This is a genomic window from Fluviicoccus sp., assembly GCF_030646115.1.
Lineage (GTDB): Bacteria > Pseudomonadota > Gammaproteobacteria > Pseudomonadales > Moraxellaceae > Fluviicoccus.
Window position 1 is genome coordinate 20,427 of the sequence record NZ_JAUSMX010000023.1, and the last position, 15,342, is coordinate 35,768.

14 protein-coding genes are annotated in these 15,342 nt (G+C 58.0%); 11 read left to right on the forward strand and 3 right to left on the reverse strand.

Annotation, left to right across the window (positions count from 1 at the left end):
- Window positions 1–2: 2 nt before the first annotated feature.
- The 5 genes from fabZ to rnhB are packed head-to-tail and all read left to right on the forward strand — an operon-like array spanning window position 3 to window position 4,404.
- On the forward strand, window positions 3–461 hold the full coding sequence (fabZ, locus tag Q7T36_RS15025; protein WP_304850395.1) for a 3-hydroxyacyl-ACP dehydratase FabZ: 459 nt from the start codon (window positions 3–5) through the stop codon (window positions 459–461).
- Window positions 461–1,237, forward strand: coding sequence for an acyl-ACP--UDP-N-acetylglucosamine O-acyltransferase (lpxA, locus tag Q7T36_RS15030; protein ID WP_304850398.1), 777 nt, complete (start codon window positions 461–463; stop codon window positions 1,235–1,237). Before fabZ ends, lpxA begins: the two co-directional genes overlap by 1 nt.
- Before the next feature lie 57 nt (window positions 1,238–1,294).
- Window positions 1,295–2,596: a DNA adenine methylase gene (locus Q7T36_RS15035; RefSeq protein ID WP_304850401.1), complete on the forward strand. Its 1,302-nt coding sequence runs from the start codon at window positions 1,295–1,297 to the stop codon at window positions 2,594–2,596.
- Between the two features lie 31 nt (window positions 2,597–2,627).
- A complete protein-coding gene (gene lpxB / locus Q7T36_RS15040) occupies window positions 2,628–3,794 on the forward strand; it encodes a lipid-A-disaccharide synthase (RefSeq protein ID WP_304850404.1) in 1,167 nt (388 codons plus the stop codon).
- Window positions 3,781–4,404 (forward strand): ribonuclease HII, encoded by a 624-nt coding sequence (gene rnhB / locus Q7T36_RS15045; protein WP_304850407.1) that lies wholly within the window; start codon window positions 3,781–3,783, stop codon window positions 4,402–4,404. Before lpxB ends, rnhB begins: the two co-directional genes overlap by 14 nt.
- Window positions 4,405–4,439: 35 nt before the next feature.
- Here rnhB and Q7T36_RS15050 read toward each other — a convergent pair whose 3' ends face one another.
- Window positions 4,440–4,811: a hypothetical protein gene (locus Q7T36_RS15050; protein WP_304850410.1), complete on the reverse strand. Its 372-nt coding sequence runs from the start codon at window positions 4,809–4,811 to the stop codon at window positions 4,440–4,442.
- A 203-nt stretch (window positions 4,812–5,014) separates the two neighbouring features.
- Here Q7T36_RS15050 and dnaE point away from each other — a divergent pair, with 203 nt between their 5' ends.
- From dnaE to Q7T36_RS15070, 4 genes are all read left to right on the forward strand, one after another.
- On the forward strand, window positions 5,015–8,488 hold the full coding sequence (gene dnaE, locus Q7T36_RS15055; RefSeq protein WP_304850413.1) for a DNA polymerase III subunit alpha: 3,474 nt from the start codon (window positions 5,015–5,017) through the stop codon (window positions 8,486–8,488).
- A 15-nt stretch (window positions 8,489–8,503) separates the two neighbouring features.
- Window positions 8,504–9,454, forward strand: coding sequence for an acetyl-CoA carboxylase carboxyltransferase subunit alpha (locus Q7T36_RS15060; RefSeq protein WP_304850416.1), 951 nt, complete (start codon window positions 8,504–8,506; stop codon window positions 9,452–9,454).
- A gap of 4 nt (window positions 9,455–9,458) precedes the next feature.
- Window positions 9,459–10,778: a tRNA lysidine(34) synthetase TilS gene (tilS, locus tag Q7T36_RS15065; protein WP_304850419.1), complete on the forward strand. Its 1,320-nt coding sequence runs from the start codon at window positions 9,459–9,461 to the stop codon at window positions 10,776–10,778.
- A gap of 157 nt (window positions 10,779–10,935) precedes the next feature.
- Window positions 10,936–11,433 (forward strand): META domain-containing protein, encoded by a 498-nt coding sequence (locus tag Q7T36_RS15070; RefSeq protein WP_304850423.1) that lies wholly within the window; start codon window positions 10,936–10,938, stop codon window positions 11,431–11,433.
- Window positions 11,434–11,437: 4 nt separating this feature from the next.
- On the opposite strand, the gene fabB is transcribed toward Q7T36_RS15070, so the two are convergent.
- On the reverse strand, window positions 11,438–12,652 hold the full coding sequence (gene fabB, locus Q7T36_RS15075; protein WP_304850426.1) for a beta-ketoacyl-ACP synthase I: 1,215 nt from the start codon (window positions 12,650–12,652) through the stop codon (window positions 11,438–11,440).
- A gap of 54 nt (window positions 12,653–12,706) precedes the next feature.
- Complete coding sequence (gene fabA, locus Q7T36_RS15080) at window positions 12,707–13,219, reverse strand: 3-hydroxyacyl-[acyl-carrier-protein] dehydratase FabA (RefSeq protein ID WP_304850429.1); 513 nt, start codon at window positions 13,217–13,219, stop codon at window positions 12,707–12,709.
- Between the two features lie 357 nt (window positions 13,220–13,576).
- Here fabA and Q7T36_RS15085 point away from each other — a divergent pair, with 357 nt between their 5' ends.
- Both Q7T36_RS15085 and Q7T36_RS15090 read left to right on the forward strand, forming a co-directional pair.
- Complete coding sequence (locus tag Q7T36_RS15085; protein ID WP_304850432.1) at window positions 13,577–14,326, forward strand: electron transfer flavoprotein subunit beta/FixA family protein; 750 nt, start codon at window positions 13,577–13,579, stop codon at window positions 14,324–14,326.
- Between the two features lie 2 nt (window positions 14,327–14,328).
- Complete coding sequence (locus tag Q7T36_RS15090; protein WP_304850435.1) at window positions 14,329–15,258, forward strand: electron transfer flavoprotein subunit alpha/FixB family protein; 930 nt, start codon at window positions 14,329–14,331, stop codon at window positions 15,256–15,258.
- Window positions 15,259–15,342 lie beyond the last annotated feature (84 nt).

The following is a 15,342-nucleotide window of genomic DNA, read 5'->3' on the forward strand; positions in this document are numbered from 1 at the left end:
AGATGACGGACAATGTGAAACTCCCGCTGTATGTGCAAACGATTCGTGAATATCTTCCACATCGTTATCCTTTTTTGCTGGTTGACCGGGTTACCGACATCGAGCTGGGGAAGAGCATTACCGGCTACAAGAACCTGACCATCAACGAAGAATTTTTCAGCGGACACTTTCCGAACAAGCCGATCATGCCCGGAGTTCTGATTGTTGAAGCCATGGCCCAGATAGCGGGTATCCTCGGCTTTGTCACCACAGGCAGAAGACCTGCCGATGGTTACATCTATCTGTTTGTGGGTGCTGACAATACGCGCTTCAAGCGGCAGGTGATTCCCGGTGATACACTGACATTGCACGCTGAGCTGGTCACCAGCAAACGCCATATCTATAAATTTACCTGCCGCGCCATGGTGGGTGACGAACTGGCCGCCACCTCTGACATTCTGGTAGCCGAGCAGGTAATGTAATGCAGATTCATCCAACCGCCATTGTGGACAGTCGGGCCAGGATCGCCGAAGGGGTCATCATTCATCCCTATACCATCATCGGCCCTGATGTCGAGATTGGCGAAGGGTGCGAGATCGGGCCGCATGTGGTGATCAAGGGGCATACCCGGATCGGCCGCAACAATCGGATTTTCCAGTTTTCCTCCGTGGGCGAAGATTGCCAGGACAAGAAGTACAAGGGTGAGCCGACCTATCTGGAAATCGGGGATGACAATGTCATCCGCGAGGCCTGCACCATCCATCGCGGCACCGTGCAGGATCATGCCCTGACCAAGATTGGCAGCCGTAACCTGTTCATGGTCAATTCCCATGTGGCGCATGATTGTGTGGTGGGAGATGACTGCATTTTCGCCAACAATGTCGGCATCGCCGGTCATGTTAAGGTGGGCAACAGCGTCATCGTCGGGGGCAATTCCGGCATTCACCAGTTCTGTGTGCTGTCGTCCTACAGCATGGTGGGCGGCGGCAGCCTGATCCTGAAGGATGTGCCGGCCTTTGTCATGGTGTCCGGTAACCCAGCCCAGGCTGCCGGCATGAATTTCGAAGGCATGCGCCGTCGCGGCTGGACCAGCGAAACCATCAATAACCTGAAACGCGCTTACCGGATAGTTTATCGCCAGAGCCTGACCATGGAGGAGGCGATTCGGCAACTGGAGCAGGATTTGCTGCCGGTTTGCCCGGAAGTCGGCCTGTTGATCGACTCCCTGAAATCTTCCAGTCGCGGAATCACGCGCTAACCGTTATAGTCGGTTTCCACTGCCTGCCGGTTTTACCGAGCAGGCTGTTTTGCGTTCATGCTGTCTCCGGACAGTTCGATCAGCCAGGCCAAGCCCATGTTTCAGTACCAGAAAGAAAATCATGCCGCCGCCTGGACGCAGGATTACGTTTTCCAGCAGCTCATTCCCTATATCGGCAACAAGCGCAAGTTGCTCGGTCTGTTGCAGCAGTCCATCGAGTTTACGGAAGTGGATCCGGCGAAGGCGACTTTTCTGGATCTGTTTGCCGGATCCGGGGTGGTGGCGCGGATGGCCAAGCGCCTGGGTTTCCGGGTCATTGCCAACGATTGGGAACCGTACTCCTACGATATCAACGCCTGCCATGTCGGCTGTAACCAGCCGCCGCTGTTTGCAGAACTGGGCGGCTATGAGCGCGCCCTGGCACTGCTGAACAGTCTGGACCCCCGTGAAGACTGGGTGACCCGCCATTTGTGCCCGGACGACGATATCCATTTTGATGTCGAGCGCGACCGGATGTTCTATACCCGCGCCAATGGCATGCGGCTGGACGCCATGCGGGACCGCATTGAACTCTGGGATCATCAAGGGGTGCTGAGTACAGCGGAGAAATCCTGCCTGTTGGCGCCATTGCTCTATCAGGCGAGTTACACCAGCAATACCAGCGGTTTGTTCAAGGCGTTCCATCGCGGCTGGGGAGGGCAGACCGGAACGGCGTTGTATCGCATTCTGTCGGAAGTGGATCTGAAGCCGGCACTGTTTTGCGACAACGGCCGGGATAACGAGGTTTACCAATTCGATTGCCATCAGTTGGTGCAGTATCTGGCGTCGGAAAAAATACCGGTCGATGTAGCCTATCTGGATCCGCCTTACAATCAGCATCCGTATGGCAGCAATTATCATGTGCTGAACAGCCTGTCCTTGTGGGACAAGCCGTCCGTGACACCCAAGATCGAGGGTCGCAACAAATCGGCTATCCGGGAAGACTGGAAAACCGAACGCCGCAGCGCCTATAACTATCGCAGTGAAGCTTGGACGGCTTATGCGGCGATGATGGAAAATCTGGATGCGCACTATATTCTCACCAGTTACAGCACCGATGGCATGATTCCGCTGGAAGGCATGGTTTCGACCTGCATCAGCAAGGGCCATACCGAAGTTTTCTGTCGCCCCTACAAGCGTTACCGTGTCAGTTCGCAGCGATTTTCATCAAAGCCGGTGAATGTCGAATTTGTGCTGTTGGTGGATAGCCGCCGCCGTCATCGCGGTGGCAGCGTCGAGGCCTTGTGCGAGAAGATCCGCCATGCCGAGGCGACGGCGCTGATGATTCACCCCGAGAACTCGTTCGAGCTGGTGGGATGATGCCTTTCCATAGAACGACGGCAGAGTGCTTATGAACCCGATCCGCCCCAAACCCGTCTTCGGCATTGTTGCCGGTGAAGTTTCCGGCGATACGCTGGGAGCGGGACTGATCCGCGCCCTGAAGAAACGCTATCCGGACGCCCGTTTTGTGGGTATTTGCGGGCCGCAAATGCAGGAAGCGGGCGGTGAAAGCTGGTTTCCGATGGAGCGGTTGTCTGTGATGGGCTTGGTTGAAGTACTTGGCCGAATCCGTGAGCTGTTTTCCATCCGTGATGAGTTACAACGTCGTTTCATTGAGGAAAAGATTGATTGTTTCATCGGGATTGATGCTCCCGACTTCAACCTGCGTGTGGCGCCGTCGCTGAAATTGGCGGGTATTCCGACCGTGCATTACGTCAGCCCCACAGTCTGGGCATGGCGGCAGGGCCGCATTCACAAGATCAAGGCCGCCATTGACCTGATGTTGTGCCTGTTGCCTTTTGAAAAGGCGTTCTACGACCGGCATGAACTCAAGGCCGTATTTGTCGGCCATCCGCTGGCCGACAGCATCCCACTGGAACATGACGTTCGTCATGCCCGGCAGCAACTGGGTATTGCCCCGGACGCCAAAGTGATTGCCTTGCTGCCGGGCAGCCGGGGGGGAGAGGTCAGTCGTTTGGCTCCGGTGTTGTTCGAGGCGGGGAAGAAACTGGCCCAAAAGTACCCGGATGCCGAGTTTGTCATTCCGGCCATCAACAGTTTCCGGCGCGAGCAGATTACAGCCTTGCTGGCCGAATCCGGCCTGAATGCACGGATTGCCGATGAGCGTTACGGGGCTGGTGTCGGCCGCTTGGTGATGGGGGCGGCGGATCTGGTGATCATGGCCTCCGGAACCGCTACGCTCGAAGCCATGTTGCTGAAGCGGCCGATGGTGGTGCTCTACAAGATGCACTGGCTGACTTACCTGTTGGTGCGCTACATGGTCACTTCCCGCTTTTTCAGTCTGCCCAACCTGCTGGCGGATGACACGCTGGTTCCCGAGTTGTTGCAGGGAGCCGCTACTCCGCAAGCCGTCACGGACGCAGCCAGCCAGTGGCTGGATGATGCCGACTATCGTGACAGCCGTATCAGCCGCTTTGCTGCCATTCACCGCAGCATGCAGGTGAATGGCAGTGAAACCGGCGCCGAAGCCATACAACAATTACTTGAGGCCCGATAACGTGGAACTGGAACAGATTTTTGCGCAGTACACCCGCATTGCCGGAGTGGATGAAGTCGGTCGCGGCCCCTTGGTGGGAGCGGTGGTGACAGCAGCGGTGATCCTGGACCCGTCGCGCCCCATCAGCGGGCTGAAAGACTCCAAGAAGCTGTCCGAGAAGCGCCGGGAAGAGCTGGCGGTGGAGATTCGCGAGAAGGCCCTGGCATGGAGTCTGGGCCGCGCCGAGCGCATTGAAATTGATGAAATCAATATCCTGAAGGCTACCATGCTGGCCATGCAGCGGGCGGTCAACGGCCTGAAGGAACACCCTGATTTTGTGTTGGTGGATGGAAATCGCTGCCCCATGCTGACCTATCCCTGTCAGGCCGTGGTCAAAGGTGACGCGCTGGTGCCGGCCATCAGCGCCGCCAGCATACTGGCCAAGGTGGCGCGGGATGCGGAAATGCTACGGTTGCATGAGCGTTATCCGCAGTACGGCTTTGCGGAGCATAAGGGATATCCCACCGCAAAACACTTGGCAGCCTTGAAGGAATTCGGGCCGATCCTGGAGCACCGCCGTTCATTCGGGCCGGTGCGCGAGGCCTTGAGCCACCATCTGAACAACCTTTAAAGGCGTCAATCTTAACTTGCCGGCCGTTTGGTCATTCAAGCTCCCGAAAGCTCCTGATACAAGGCCAGATCCGGCATTTCACGAATGATAGGGGCGTCGTCGTTAGGCCAGCGAACGACGGATAAATGGATGCCGTTATGCAGTTCGTCCACATGCAGGGTGCTCAGTTCGTGAATGCCCATGCAGCGGTACTCGGTATCGTCGCTGCCGGTTGATTCGCGGTGCGCATGCCGCAACTTTTCCCCAAGCGCCAGCTCCAGGTTTTTGGCATTGATATAAGCATTTTCCGGACTATGCGCCCAAATCAAATAAGCATGGATGGAGAAGTGCGGCGTACTGTTTGCAAGAGTCTCGGTCACCACAAATTCGGCAACATACCAAGGCCAGTGAACGGGAGAGGTTGTCATGAGAATCTTCCGAGGTCAGTCATGTAAAATATTGGCGGCCAGAAGCGGCCGACCGAAGTCCGAGAGTCAGCTAATCACACACGATCGACAGGGTCAAGCCGTACTGAAAGACGTTGGCTGTTGAGAGAGGGGGCACCCCGATATCGATGACCGATGATATGATTGCCAACCGGAAACTTTCCCAAACGATCGAGAGCCTGCCTATGTCCTTCGTCCACCTGCGTGTCCACACCGAGTTCTCCCTGCAGGACTCGCTGGTGCGCATTGACGATCTGGTCAAGGCCTGCAAGGGCGCCAATATTCCCGCTGTGGCGATAACTGATCTCGGCAATCTCTACGGTCTGGTCAAATTCTACAAGGCGGCGCAAGGCAAGGGCGTCAAACCTGTCTTTGGCGCTGATCTCTACATCCAGGATGGCGACCAGACGTTCACGGTTACTGCGCTCGCCATGAATGATCATGGATATCAAAGCCTTATCAAGGTTATTTCGCGTAGTTTCGTGGAAGGTCAGCGTGACGGAAAGGCTATCGTCCAGCGCCCCTGGCTGGAGGAGTTGAATACCGGCCTTATCCTGCTGCTTGGCAAGCGCAGCAATATCGGTCAGACGCTGCTGGGTGCGGATGCCACCCTGTCCGTTCCCACCCTGCAAGCCTGGATGGAGGTTTTCCCCGACCGTACCTATCTGGAGTTGCAGCGCACCAGTCGCGCCGGTGACGAAGCTTTTGTCCATGCGGCGGTTGATCTGGCAACCCAATGCGACTGCCCTGTGGTGGCGACCAACGATGTCCGTTTCATTGAGCCGGAGGATTTTGAAGCCCACGAAGTGCGCGTCTGCATCGCCCAATCCTACGTGCTGGCCGACCCTAAACGCCCGAGGGAATATAGTCCCGAACAATATCTGAAGACCCCGGAACAGATGCGGGAGTTGTTTAAGGATATTCCGGAAGCTATTGAAAATACGCTTGAAATTGCGCGGCGTTGTTCGGTGGGAATTCGTCTCGGCAAGAGTTTCCTGCCCGATTTTCCGGTGCCGGAAGGCATGACCGTCAATGACTTCTTCATCGACATTTCCCGTAAAGGCCTGGAAGAACGGCTGGACAAGCTGTATGACCGCAACGCGCCGGATTTTGCCGCCACCTCGAAGATCTACCACGATCGCCTCGATTTCGAGTTGCAGATCATCAACCAGATGGGGTTTCCCGGTTACTTCCTGATCGTCATGGATTTCATCGGCTGGGCCAAGAACAACGGTGTGCCGGTAGGCCCCGGCCGGGGTTCAGGCGCAGGGTCACTGGTGGCGTATTCGCTGAAAATCACCGATCTGGACCCGCTTAAGTACGATTTGCTGTTTGAACGGTTCCTCAATCCCGAACGGGTCTCCATGCCCGACTTCGATATCGACTTTTGCATGGACGGCCGTGACCGCGTCATTGAGTACGTCGCCAACTGTTATGGCCGGGAAGCGGTTTCGCAGATCATCACCTTCGGCACCATGGCGGCCAAGGCGGTGGTGCGTGACGTAGCACGGGTGCAAAGCAAGTCCTATGGTCTGGCCGACCGGATTTCCAAGCTGATCCCGAAAACCCCCGGCATTTCGCTGGAAGAGGCCCGGGCGCAGGAGCCGCAACTCAACGACATGCTCAGCAATCCCGAAGAGCGGGATTTCGAGGACGCCAACGAAATCTGGGACATGGCGCTGAAGCTGGAAGGCCTGACCCGGGGTGTTGGCAAGCATGCCGGCGGCGTATTGATTGCGCCGGGTCGCCTCACAGACTTCACCCCCGTTTATTGTGACGAAGAAGGGAAATGGGTCAGCCAGTTCGACAAGGATGATGTGGAGGCTGTCGGTCTGGTCAAGTTCGACTTTCTGGGCCTGCGAACGCTGACCATCATTGACTGGGCGCTGGCCGACATCAACCGCAAGCGGGCCGTGAAAGGCCAGGGGCCGCTGGACCTGACGACCATCCCGCTGGACGACCCCGCCAGCTACAAGCTGCTGCAGGAGGGGCGCACCACTGCCGTGTTCCAGTTGGAATCGCGCGGCATGAAGGAGTTGCTGAAGAAGCTCAAGCCCTCCAATTTTGAAGACTTGATCGCCTTGGTGGCGCTCTATCGTCCCGGTCCGCTGGAATCGGGCATGGTGGATGACTTCTGCAACCGTAAGCACGGTCGGGCGCAGGTTGCTTACCCGGATGCCAAGTACCAGCACGCATGTCTGGAACCGATCCTGAAACCGACTTACGGCGTCATCGTTTATCAGGAACAGGTGATGCAGATCGGTCAGGCGATGGCCGGTTACTCCCTGGGCGGCGCGGACATGCTGCGTCGCGCCATGGGCAAGAAGAAGCCCGAGGAGATGGCCAAGGAGCGCGTCAAGTTCATGGCGGGCGCCAAAGAACAGGAAATTGACGCGGATCTTGCCGGTCACATCTTCGACTTGATGGAAAAGTTTGCCGGTTACGGCTTCAACAAGTCGCACTCGGCGGCCTATGCGCTGGTCTCGTATCAGACGGCCTGGCTGAAGCATCATTACCCGGCGGAGTTCATGGCGGCGGTGCTGTCTGCGGAAATGCACAACACCGACAACGTGGTGCTGTTCATTGAGGAATGCCGCACCATGGGTATCCCGATTGTGCCTCCGGACGTCAACCATTCACGTTTCAAGTTCGTGCCGCTCAATGAAACCATTGTCTATGGGCTCGGAGCGATCAAGGGGGTGGGCGAGGGGCCGATCGAGTCCATCGTCGAAGGTCGTCAGTCCGGTCCCTATCAGGACATCTTCGACTTCTGCCGCCGTATCGACCTGAAAAAAGCCAATAAGCGGACGCTGGAAGCGCTGATCAAGGCCGGCGCCATGGACAAGCTGGGGCCGCACCGCGCCTGCCTGATGGCGACCCTGCCGGAGGCGGTCAAGGCTGCCGAACAACAGGCGCGCAACGCCAGCGCGGGCATGATGGACCTGTTCGGCGAAATCGTTGAAGCCACCCCCGACAATGCCTATCCCACGGTCCTGCACTGGACTGACGATGAGCGGCTGACCGGTGAAAAGGAAACGCTGGGCTTGTTCCTGACCGGCCATCCGATTGATCAATACCTGGATGAAATCAAGCGCTATATCGGTTGCCGTCTCAGTGACGTGCAGCCCACCCGGCGCGGCCAGACCGTGCTGATTGCCGGTCTGGTAATGGATGTGCGTATCTTCGCCAAGCCCGGCAAGGCGCCTCGCGCCATCGTGCTGCTGGATGACCGCAGCGGCCGGGTGGAGGCCAGTTTCTTCGGGGAAGTGCTGGAGAACAACAAGAACCTGCTGCAGGTAGATCAAGTGGTGATGGTCGAAGCGGAAATCAGTCCGGACGAGTACTCCGGAGGTTTCCGGGTGACCGCCCGCAAGGTCTATTCGGTGGCTGAAGCCCGCATCAATGCCGCCCGCACCCTGGAGCTGACATTGGATATGCAGAATCTGCGATTGCCCGGAATCCGGGAATTGCAGGCTCTTTTGCAGCAGAATTTACCGACAAGTGATCAAAAAAGCGTCGTTATGCAGATTCGCTGCCAGCAAACCCGTGCAACAGCCGTGCTACAGTGTGGCGATAACTGGCGCGTGTACCCCGGTGACAGCCTTATCAAGCGGCTGCGCCAACTTTATGGTCCCGGCGCGTTGCGTATTGTGTATTAAACGGAATCCGAACCCATGAATCCGAATTTTCTGGATTTTGAGCAGCCTATTGCAGAGCTGGAAGCCAAGATTGAAGGCCTGAAGGCGCTGGGGGGCAGCAGCAGCCTCAATTTGACCGAGGAGGTGCGGCGACTGGAGCAGAAAAGCCTGGCCCTGACCGAGGAGCTGTTCTCCCGGCTGACACCCTGGCAAGTGGCGCAAATGGCCCGTCACCCGCAGCGGCCCTATACACTGGATTACATCAATCATATCTTTACCGACTTCGACGAACTGCATGGCGACCGGGTGTTTGCCGATGACGACGCCATTGTCGGCGGCCCGGCGCGCTTGCAGGGTGAGCCGGTCATGGTCATCGGTCACCAGAAGGGCCGCGACATCAAGGAAAAAGTGCGGCGCAATTTCGGCATGCCCAATCCCGAAGGCTATCGCAAGGCATTGCGGCTCATGGAAATGGCGGAGCGCTTCAAACTGCCGATTTTTACCTTTATTGATACGCCCGGCGCTTATCCCGGGATCGAGGCCGAAGAGCGCGGCCAGAGCGAGGCCATTGCCCGCAATCTGGCGGTGATGTCGCGGCTGAATACCCCGATTGTCGCAACGGTGATTGGGGAGGGCGGCTCCGGCGGTGCGCTGGCCATCGGGGTCGGCGACAGCCTGCTGATGCTGCAATACAGCACCTATTCGGTGATTTCCCCGGAAGGCTGCGCGTCCATTCTCTGGAAGACCTCCGATCGGGCGGCGGATGCCGCTGAGGCCATGGGCCTCACCGCACAGCGCTTGCATGAGTTGGGTTTTGTGGATGATATTATCCTGGAGCCGTTGGGCGGAGCGCATCGCGATGTCAGCCTGATGGCCGATAACCTGCGCAAGGGACTGATCAAGCAATTGAAGAAGCTGCGCTCACTGGACAATGCCACGCTGCGGACCCGCCGCTTCGAGCGGCTGATGAGCTACGGCAGTCGCTGAGTTCATGCCGGAACAGGCGGTATCACAGTTTCTGGATGCGCATCTGCATCCGGGCGTAAGGCGTTTGGTTGTCGCCTGCAGCGGCGGACTGGATTCCATGGCCCTGCTGGATGTCGTGGCCGCCAAGGCGCACCTTAACCGCTACTCGCTGCATGTTGTGCATGTCCACCACGGTCTCAGCCGGTTTGCCGATGATTGGGCGGAACTGGTACAGCTGGCGTCGGCCAGGCATCAGGCTTCCTTCTGCAAGCTTTCAGTCCGGGTTGGCGACGCAGGCAGTCTGGAAGAGGCGGCCCGCGAGGCCCGATACCGCGCCATTGCCGGTGAGTTAAAGGAGGGCGATGTCCTGCTGACCGCCCACCACCGCAACGACCAGGCGGAAACGGTGCTGTTGCGCTTGTTGCGGGGCAGCGGCGTCAGGGGCTTGTCCGGCATGCATCCTGTCAGTGATCTGCCATTTTCAGAAGGCCGATTCCCGCTTTGGCGGCCCTTGCTGACGGTTGGCCGGTCGCAACTGGAACTTTACGCCCGCAGCCGGGGACTGGTCTGGGTGGATGATGCCTCGAATCAGGATATCCGTCATGACCGTAATGCCCTGAGGCATGGCATCATCCCTGAACTGGAGACGCGCTGGCCGCAGGCGGTGCCGGTGCTGGCCCTGACAGCGCAACGCATGCAGGAAGCAGACAGCCTCTTGAATGATCTGGCGATACTGGACCTGCAACCTTTGCTGCGGGAGAATTTCACCCTTTGCATATCCGGCCTGCAAACCCTGAGCCGGACGCGCCAGATCAATCTGCTGCGTTTCTGGTTGCTTAGCCAGGGCTTGACTGCGCCGGACAGGCCGGGCTTGCACCGGATCATGGATGAAGTCTGCGCGGCCAGGTGTGACGGAACCCCGGAATTCAACTGGCGGCTTGCGGAAGTGCGGCGCTATCGGGATCAGTTATATGCCATGAAACCCTTGCCGGAAGCGGACAATAGCTTTCGGGTGGTCTGGCAGGACCGGGAGTCCCCCCTGGTACTTCCATCCGGAAGGACGCTGAGTCCCGTTTGCGGGGGCGGGACGGGAATCCGCTTGTCTTTGTGGCGACAGGCTGGCGTAGTGGAGGTTCGTTTCCGGCAGGGAGGAGAGCGCTTGCGGATTGACGGATCAGGCCATCACAAGGCGCTGAAAAACCTTTTCCAGGAAGCTGGAACACCCTCGTGGCAACGGCCGTTATGGCCTTTGATCTATGTTGACGGGGTTTTGGCCATGGTTCCCGGCATTGGCTTCAACGCTGACTTTGCGGCGAACGGCGAACCGGCCCTGCTGATTACATAAACGCCGCATTCTCCGGGCGTGAGCCGTTGCAAAATACCCCGACATATCATGATGGTCCGTACGGCGAATCGACAAGAATGCCGGGTAAGGACAGACTGGAGACCTTTGAATAATGAATACCTTTCCAATACGGCCTGGATTCCGCATCAGCCTGTTGATGGCAACGGCTGCGGTACTTGCGGCCTGCGCCGGATCACCAATTGCGCCTGTCACCCACGGTGCCGCTGGAGCACCTGTTGGCACAGCAGTTGATCAGAAGGCGGAGCCGGCGGTCCTGGAGCCGGTTAAGGCGGCCCGCCAGCCGGGAGTCATTGAAGGCCGTTCCTGGCTCTTGATCAATCTGCCCATCGCCCTGTCCGCCGGCGGTCCGCACAGTCGCGAAGGGTATATCCGCTTTAATCATATTTTGGAAAAGCTGGAAGGGCACACGGGTTGCAATCCGCTGAAGGCTGATTATGTACTGGAAGGGCAAAAAGTCCGAATCAGTAATTTGAAGGCGGGCAAGATGCCCTGTACGGATGCGGTGACTTTTGAGGCTTTGCTGATCCAGTCACTGAGTGATGCCGTGACATGGGAGCAACTGGATGATGGTAGACTTGTGCTGAAAAACGACGAGGGCTTACCCCTGGCCGTGTTCAGGCCAGGAGATCGCTGAGCGGTCAGGCGGGTTTGCGGAACACCAGCGAGGCGTTGGTGCCGCCGAAGCCAAAGCTGTTGGACATGGCGGTATCAAATGCGCCCTCACGGCTTTCCCGCAGTATAGGGTAACCTTCCGCTTCCTGATCCAGTACGTCGATATTGGCCGAGCCCGCCATGAAGCTGTCCTGCATCATCAACAGGCAGTAAATCGCTTCCTGAACGCCAGCAGCGCCCAGTGAGTGCCCGGACAGCGCCTTGGTGGAGCTGATGAAGGGCAGTTTGTCACCGAAGGCGGTGCGTAAAGCCTTCAGCTCCATGGTGTCGCCAGTGGGTGTGGCGGTGCCGTGGGCATTGACATAGTCAACGGAGCCACCGGCCATGGCGTGCGCCAGTTGCATGCAGCGGGCCGCGCCTTCGCCACTGGGGGCCACCATGTCATAGCCGTCCGATGTCGCCGCGTAACCCACCAGTTCGGCATAAATTCTCGCACCGCGCTTGACAGCGTGCTCGTATTCTTCCAGCACCAGCATGCCGCCGCCGCCCGCAATCACGAATCCGTCACGGCTGGCCGCAAAGGGCCGGGAAGCATTTTGCGGCGTATCGTTGTACTTGCTGGACATCGCGCCCATGGCGTCGAACAGGCAGGACAAGCTCCAGTGTTCTTCCTCGCCGCCACCGGCAAACACCATGTCCTGCTTGTTGAGCTGGATCTGTTCCATGGCGTTGCCGATGCAGTGTGCGGAGGTGGCGCAGGCCGAGGAAATGGAATAGTTGACGCCATGGATGCGGAAGGCGGTCGCCAGCGAAGCCACCACGGTGCTGGTCATGGTGCGTGGAACCATGTAAGGCCCAATGCGCTTGATGCCTTTCTCACGCGCGGTGTCAGCCGCAATAACCACATTGGCGGTAGACGCGCCGCCGGAACCGGCGATGACGCCGATACGGGGCTTGCCGGCCACGTCCTCAGGTGTCAGTCCGGCATCCAGAATGGCCTGCTGCATGGACAAGTACGCATAAGCAGCAGCATCGCCCATGAAGCGTTTCAGCTTGCGGTCAATGGAAGCTTCCAGATCGACATCCGGGCGGCCGCTGACCTGGCTGCGAAACCCCATGGCCTGATATTCCGCATTGGAACGAAGGCCTGAAATTCCGTTTTTCAGACTGTGGCTGACAGTCCGGGCATCATTGCCCAGACAGGAAACGATTCCCAGACCGGTGACGACGACACGCCGCATTTTATTTCTCCGCCAGAAAAAGGAAGCCCCCAAATTCAGAGGGGGCGATGTAACTTAAAAGTTATCCGTGGAAGTAAATAGACCGCACCGTAAGTCATGGGCGGTGTAAATCTCCCGGCCGTCCACCAGCAGCCTGGCGTCGGCGATACCCATCACCAGCTTGCGCTCAATGACCCGCTTCATCTGCAGTTCATAGGTGATTTTCCGGTGGGTGGGAAGAATCTGGCCGAAAAATTTAACTTCGCCGACACCCAAGGCGCGACCGCGTCCGGGGTTGCCGCGCCAGCCTAGCCAGAAGCCCAGCAGCTGCCACATGGCATCCAGACCCAGGCATCCCGGCATAACCGGGTCGGTTTCAAAGTGGCAGCCGAAAAACCAGAGGTCGGGGTTGATGTCGAACTCGGCAATAATTTCGCCCTTGCCGAAAGAGCCGTCACCGTCGGAAATTTTCAGGATGCGGTCAAACATCAGCATGGGGGGGAGGGGGAGTCGGGCATTGCCCGGACCAAAAAGTTCACCACGCCCGCAGGCAAGCAACTGTTCACGGTCAAACTGGTCTACACGCATCGGAACGTCCGGGTTTTCAATCGGGGGGATTCTAGCAAGTGAATCTGTCATAAAACCTACATCAAACGGCAAGTAATGTTTCTAATTGTGTGTGCATGGGCGTTACAGCGGCATGACAGCCCGCGCAAGAGTAACCTTACAAGCGGCCATGCGGCAATTAATATACAATTGTATATATTAAACAATGACGGATATCAAATGGACTGTCAATGACTATAAATACGGGGATATCCGTCAGTGCAGACTTGACCTTCGCGGCCGGATTGCGGAAGATATCGCACCCTTGGCGGGCCTTGCTTTGGCAGGGTTGCGCCAACTTCCGTTCTTCCTGATAAATCGTCACCATCCGAGGATTCCATGAAGGCTCTTGTTGCTGTCAAGCGCGTTGTAGACTACAACGTGAAAGTTCGCGTCAAGGCGGACAAGACCGGTGTTGAGCTCGCCAACGTCAAAATGGCCATCAACCCGTTCTGCGAAATTGCCGTTGAAGAAGCCGTACGCCTGAAAGAGAAGGGCATCGTCACCGAAATCGTAGTGGTTTCCGTGGGCCCGAAAGAAGCCCAGGAACAGATACGCACCGCCATGGCGCTGGGCGCGGATCGCGGCATCCTGGTGGAAACCGCTGAAGAAGCCCAGCCCCTGGCCATCGCCAAGCTGCTGAAGCAGATCTGCGACGCCGAACAACCCCAGCTGGTGATCCTTGGCAAGCAAGCCATTGATGGTGACAACAACCAGACCGGCCAAATGCTCGCTGCGCTGACCGGCTACGCACAAGGCACCTTCGCCGCTGTGCTGAAGGTTGAAGGCGGAAAGGCTATCGTTACCCGTGAAATTGACGGCGGCGCCCAAACCGTTGAGCTTAACCTTCCGGCCGTGGTCACAACCGACCTGCGCCTGAACGAGCCGCGCTACGCTGCCCTGCCCAATATCATGAAGGCCAAGAAGAAGCCTCTGGATATCAAGACCCCGGCAGACTACGGTGTGGACATGACGCCCCGTATCAAGACCCTCAAGGTTGAGCCGCCCGCCGAACGTCAGGCCGGCATCAAGGTCAAGACTGTTGAGGAACTCGTTGCCAAGCTGAAAAACGAAGCGAAGGTGATCTAATCATGGCCGTACTGGTTTACGCTGAACACGATAACGCCTCCCTGAAAGGCGCCACCCTTAACACCGTCGCGGCTGCCAAGGCCATTGGCGGTGACGTGCATGTGCTGGTTGCCGGCAGTAACTGCCAGGCCGCCGCCCAGGCCGCCGCGCAAATTGCCGGTGTGAGCAAGGTGCTGGTTGCCGACAACGCCGCCTATGCCAACCAACTGGCTGAAAACGTCAGCCTGCTGGTTGCCGAACTCGGCAAGGGCTATACCCACATCCTGGCTTCCGCCACCACCACGGGCAAGAACTTCGCCCCGCGTGCCGCTGCGCTGCTGGATGTTGGCCAGATTTCCGAAATCACCAAGGTGATCAGCGCCGATACCTTCGAGCGCCCCATCTACGCCGGAAACGCCATCGCCACTGTGCAATCCTCCGACAGCATCAAGGTCATCACCGTTCGCGCCACCGGCTTTGACGCCGTTGCCGCCACCGGTGGTTCCGCCGCTATCGAAGCCGTGGCTTCCGCGACCGACGCCGGTTCCTCGAAGTTTGTCAGCGAAGAGCTGGCCAAGTCTGACCGTCCCGAACTGACGGCTGCCAAGATCGTTGTTTCCGGCGGCCGTGGCATGGGCAATGGCGATAACTTCAAGATCCTCTACAGCCTGGCTGACAAGCTGGGAGCTGCCGTCGGTGCTTCCCGCGCCGCCGTTGACGCCGGTTTCGTGCCCAACGACATGCAGGTCGGTCAGACCGGCAAGATCGTGGCACCGCAACTGTATGTCGCTGTCGGTATTTCCGGCGCCATCCAGCACTTGGCCGGTATGAAGGACTCCAAGGTCATTGTCGCCATCAACAAGGATGAAGAAGCTCCGATCTTCTCTGTGGCGGATTATGGTCTGGTGGGCGATCTGTTCGACATCGTGCCGCAATTGGAAAAACTGGTGTAATTCACCGGCTTTGCCAACAAGAACGCCCCGTCCCCGACGGGGCGTTCTTGTTTCGGGGCCCCGAAAACTACGAGTTTCCCCTGG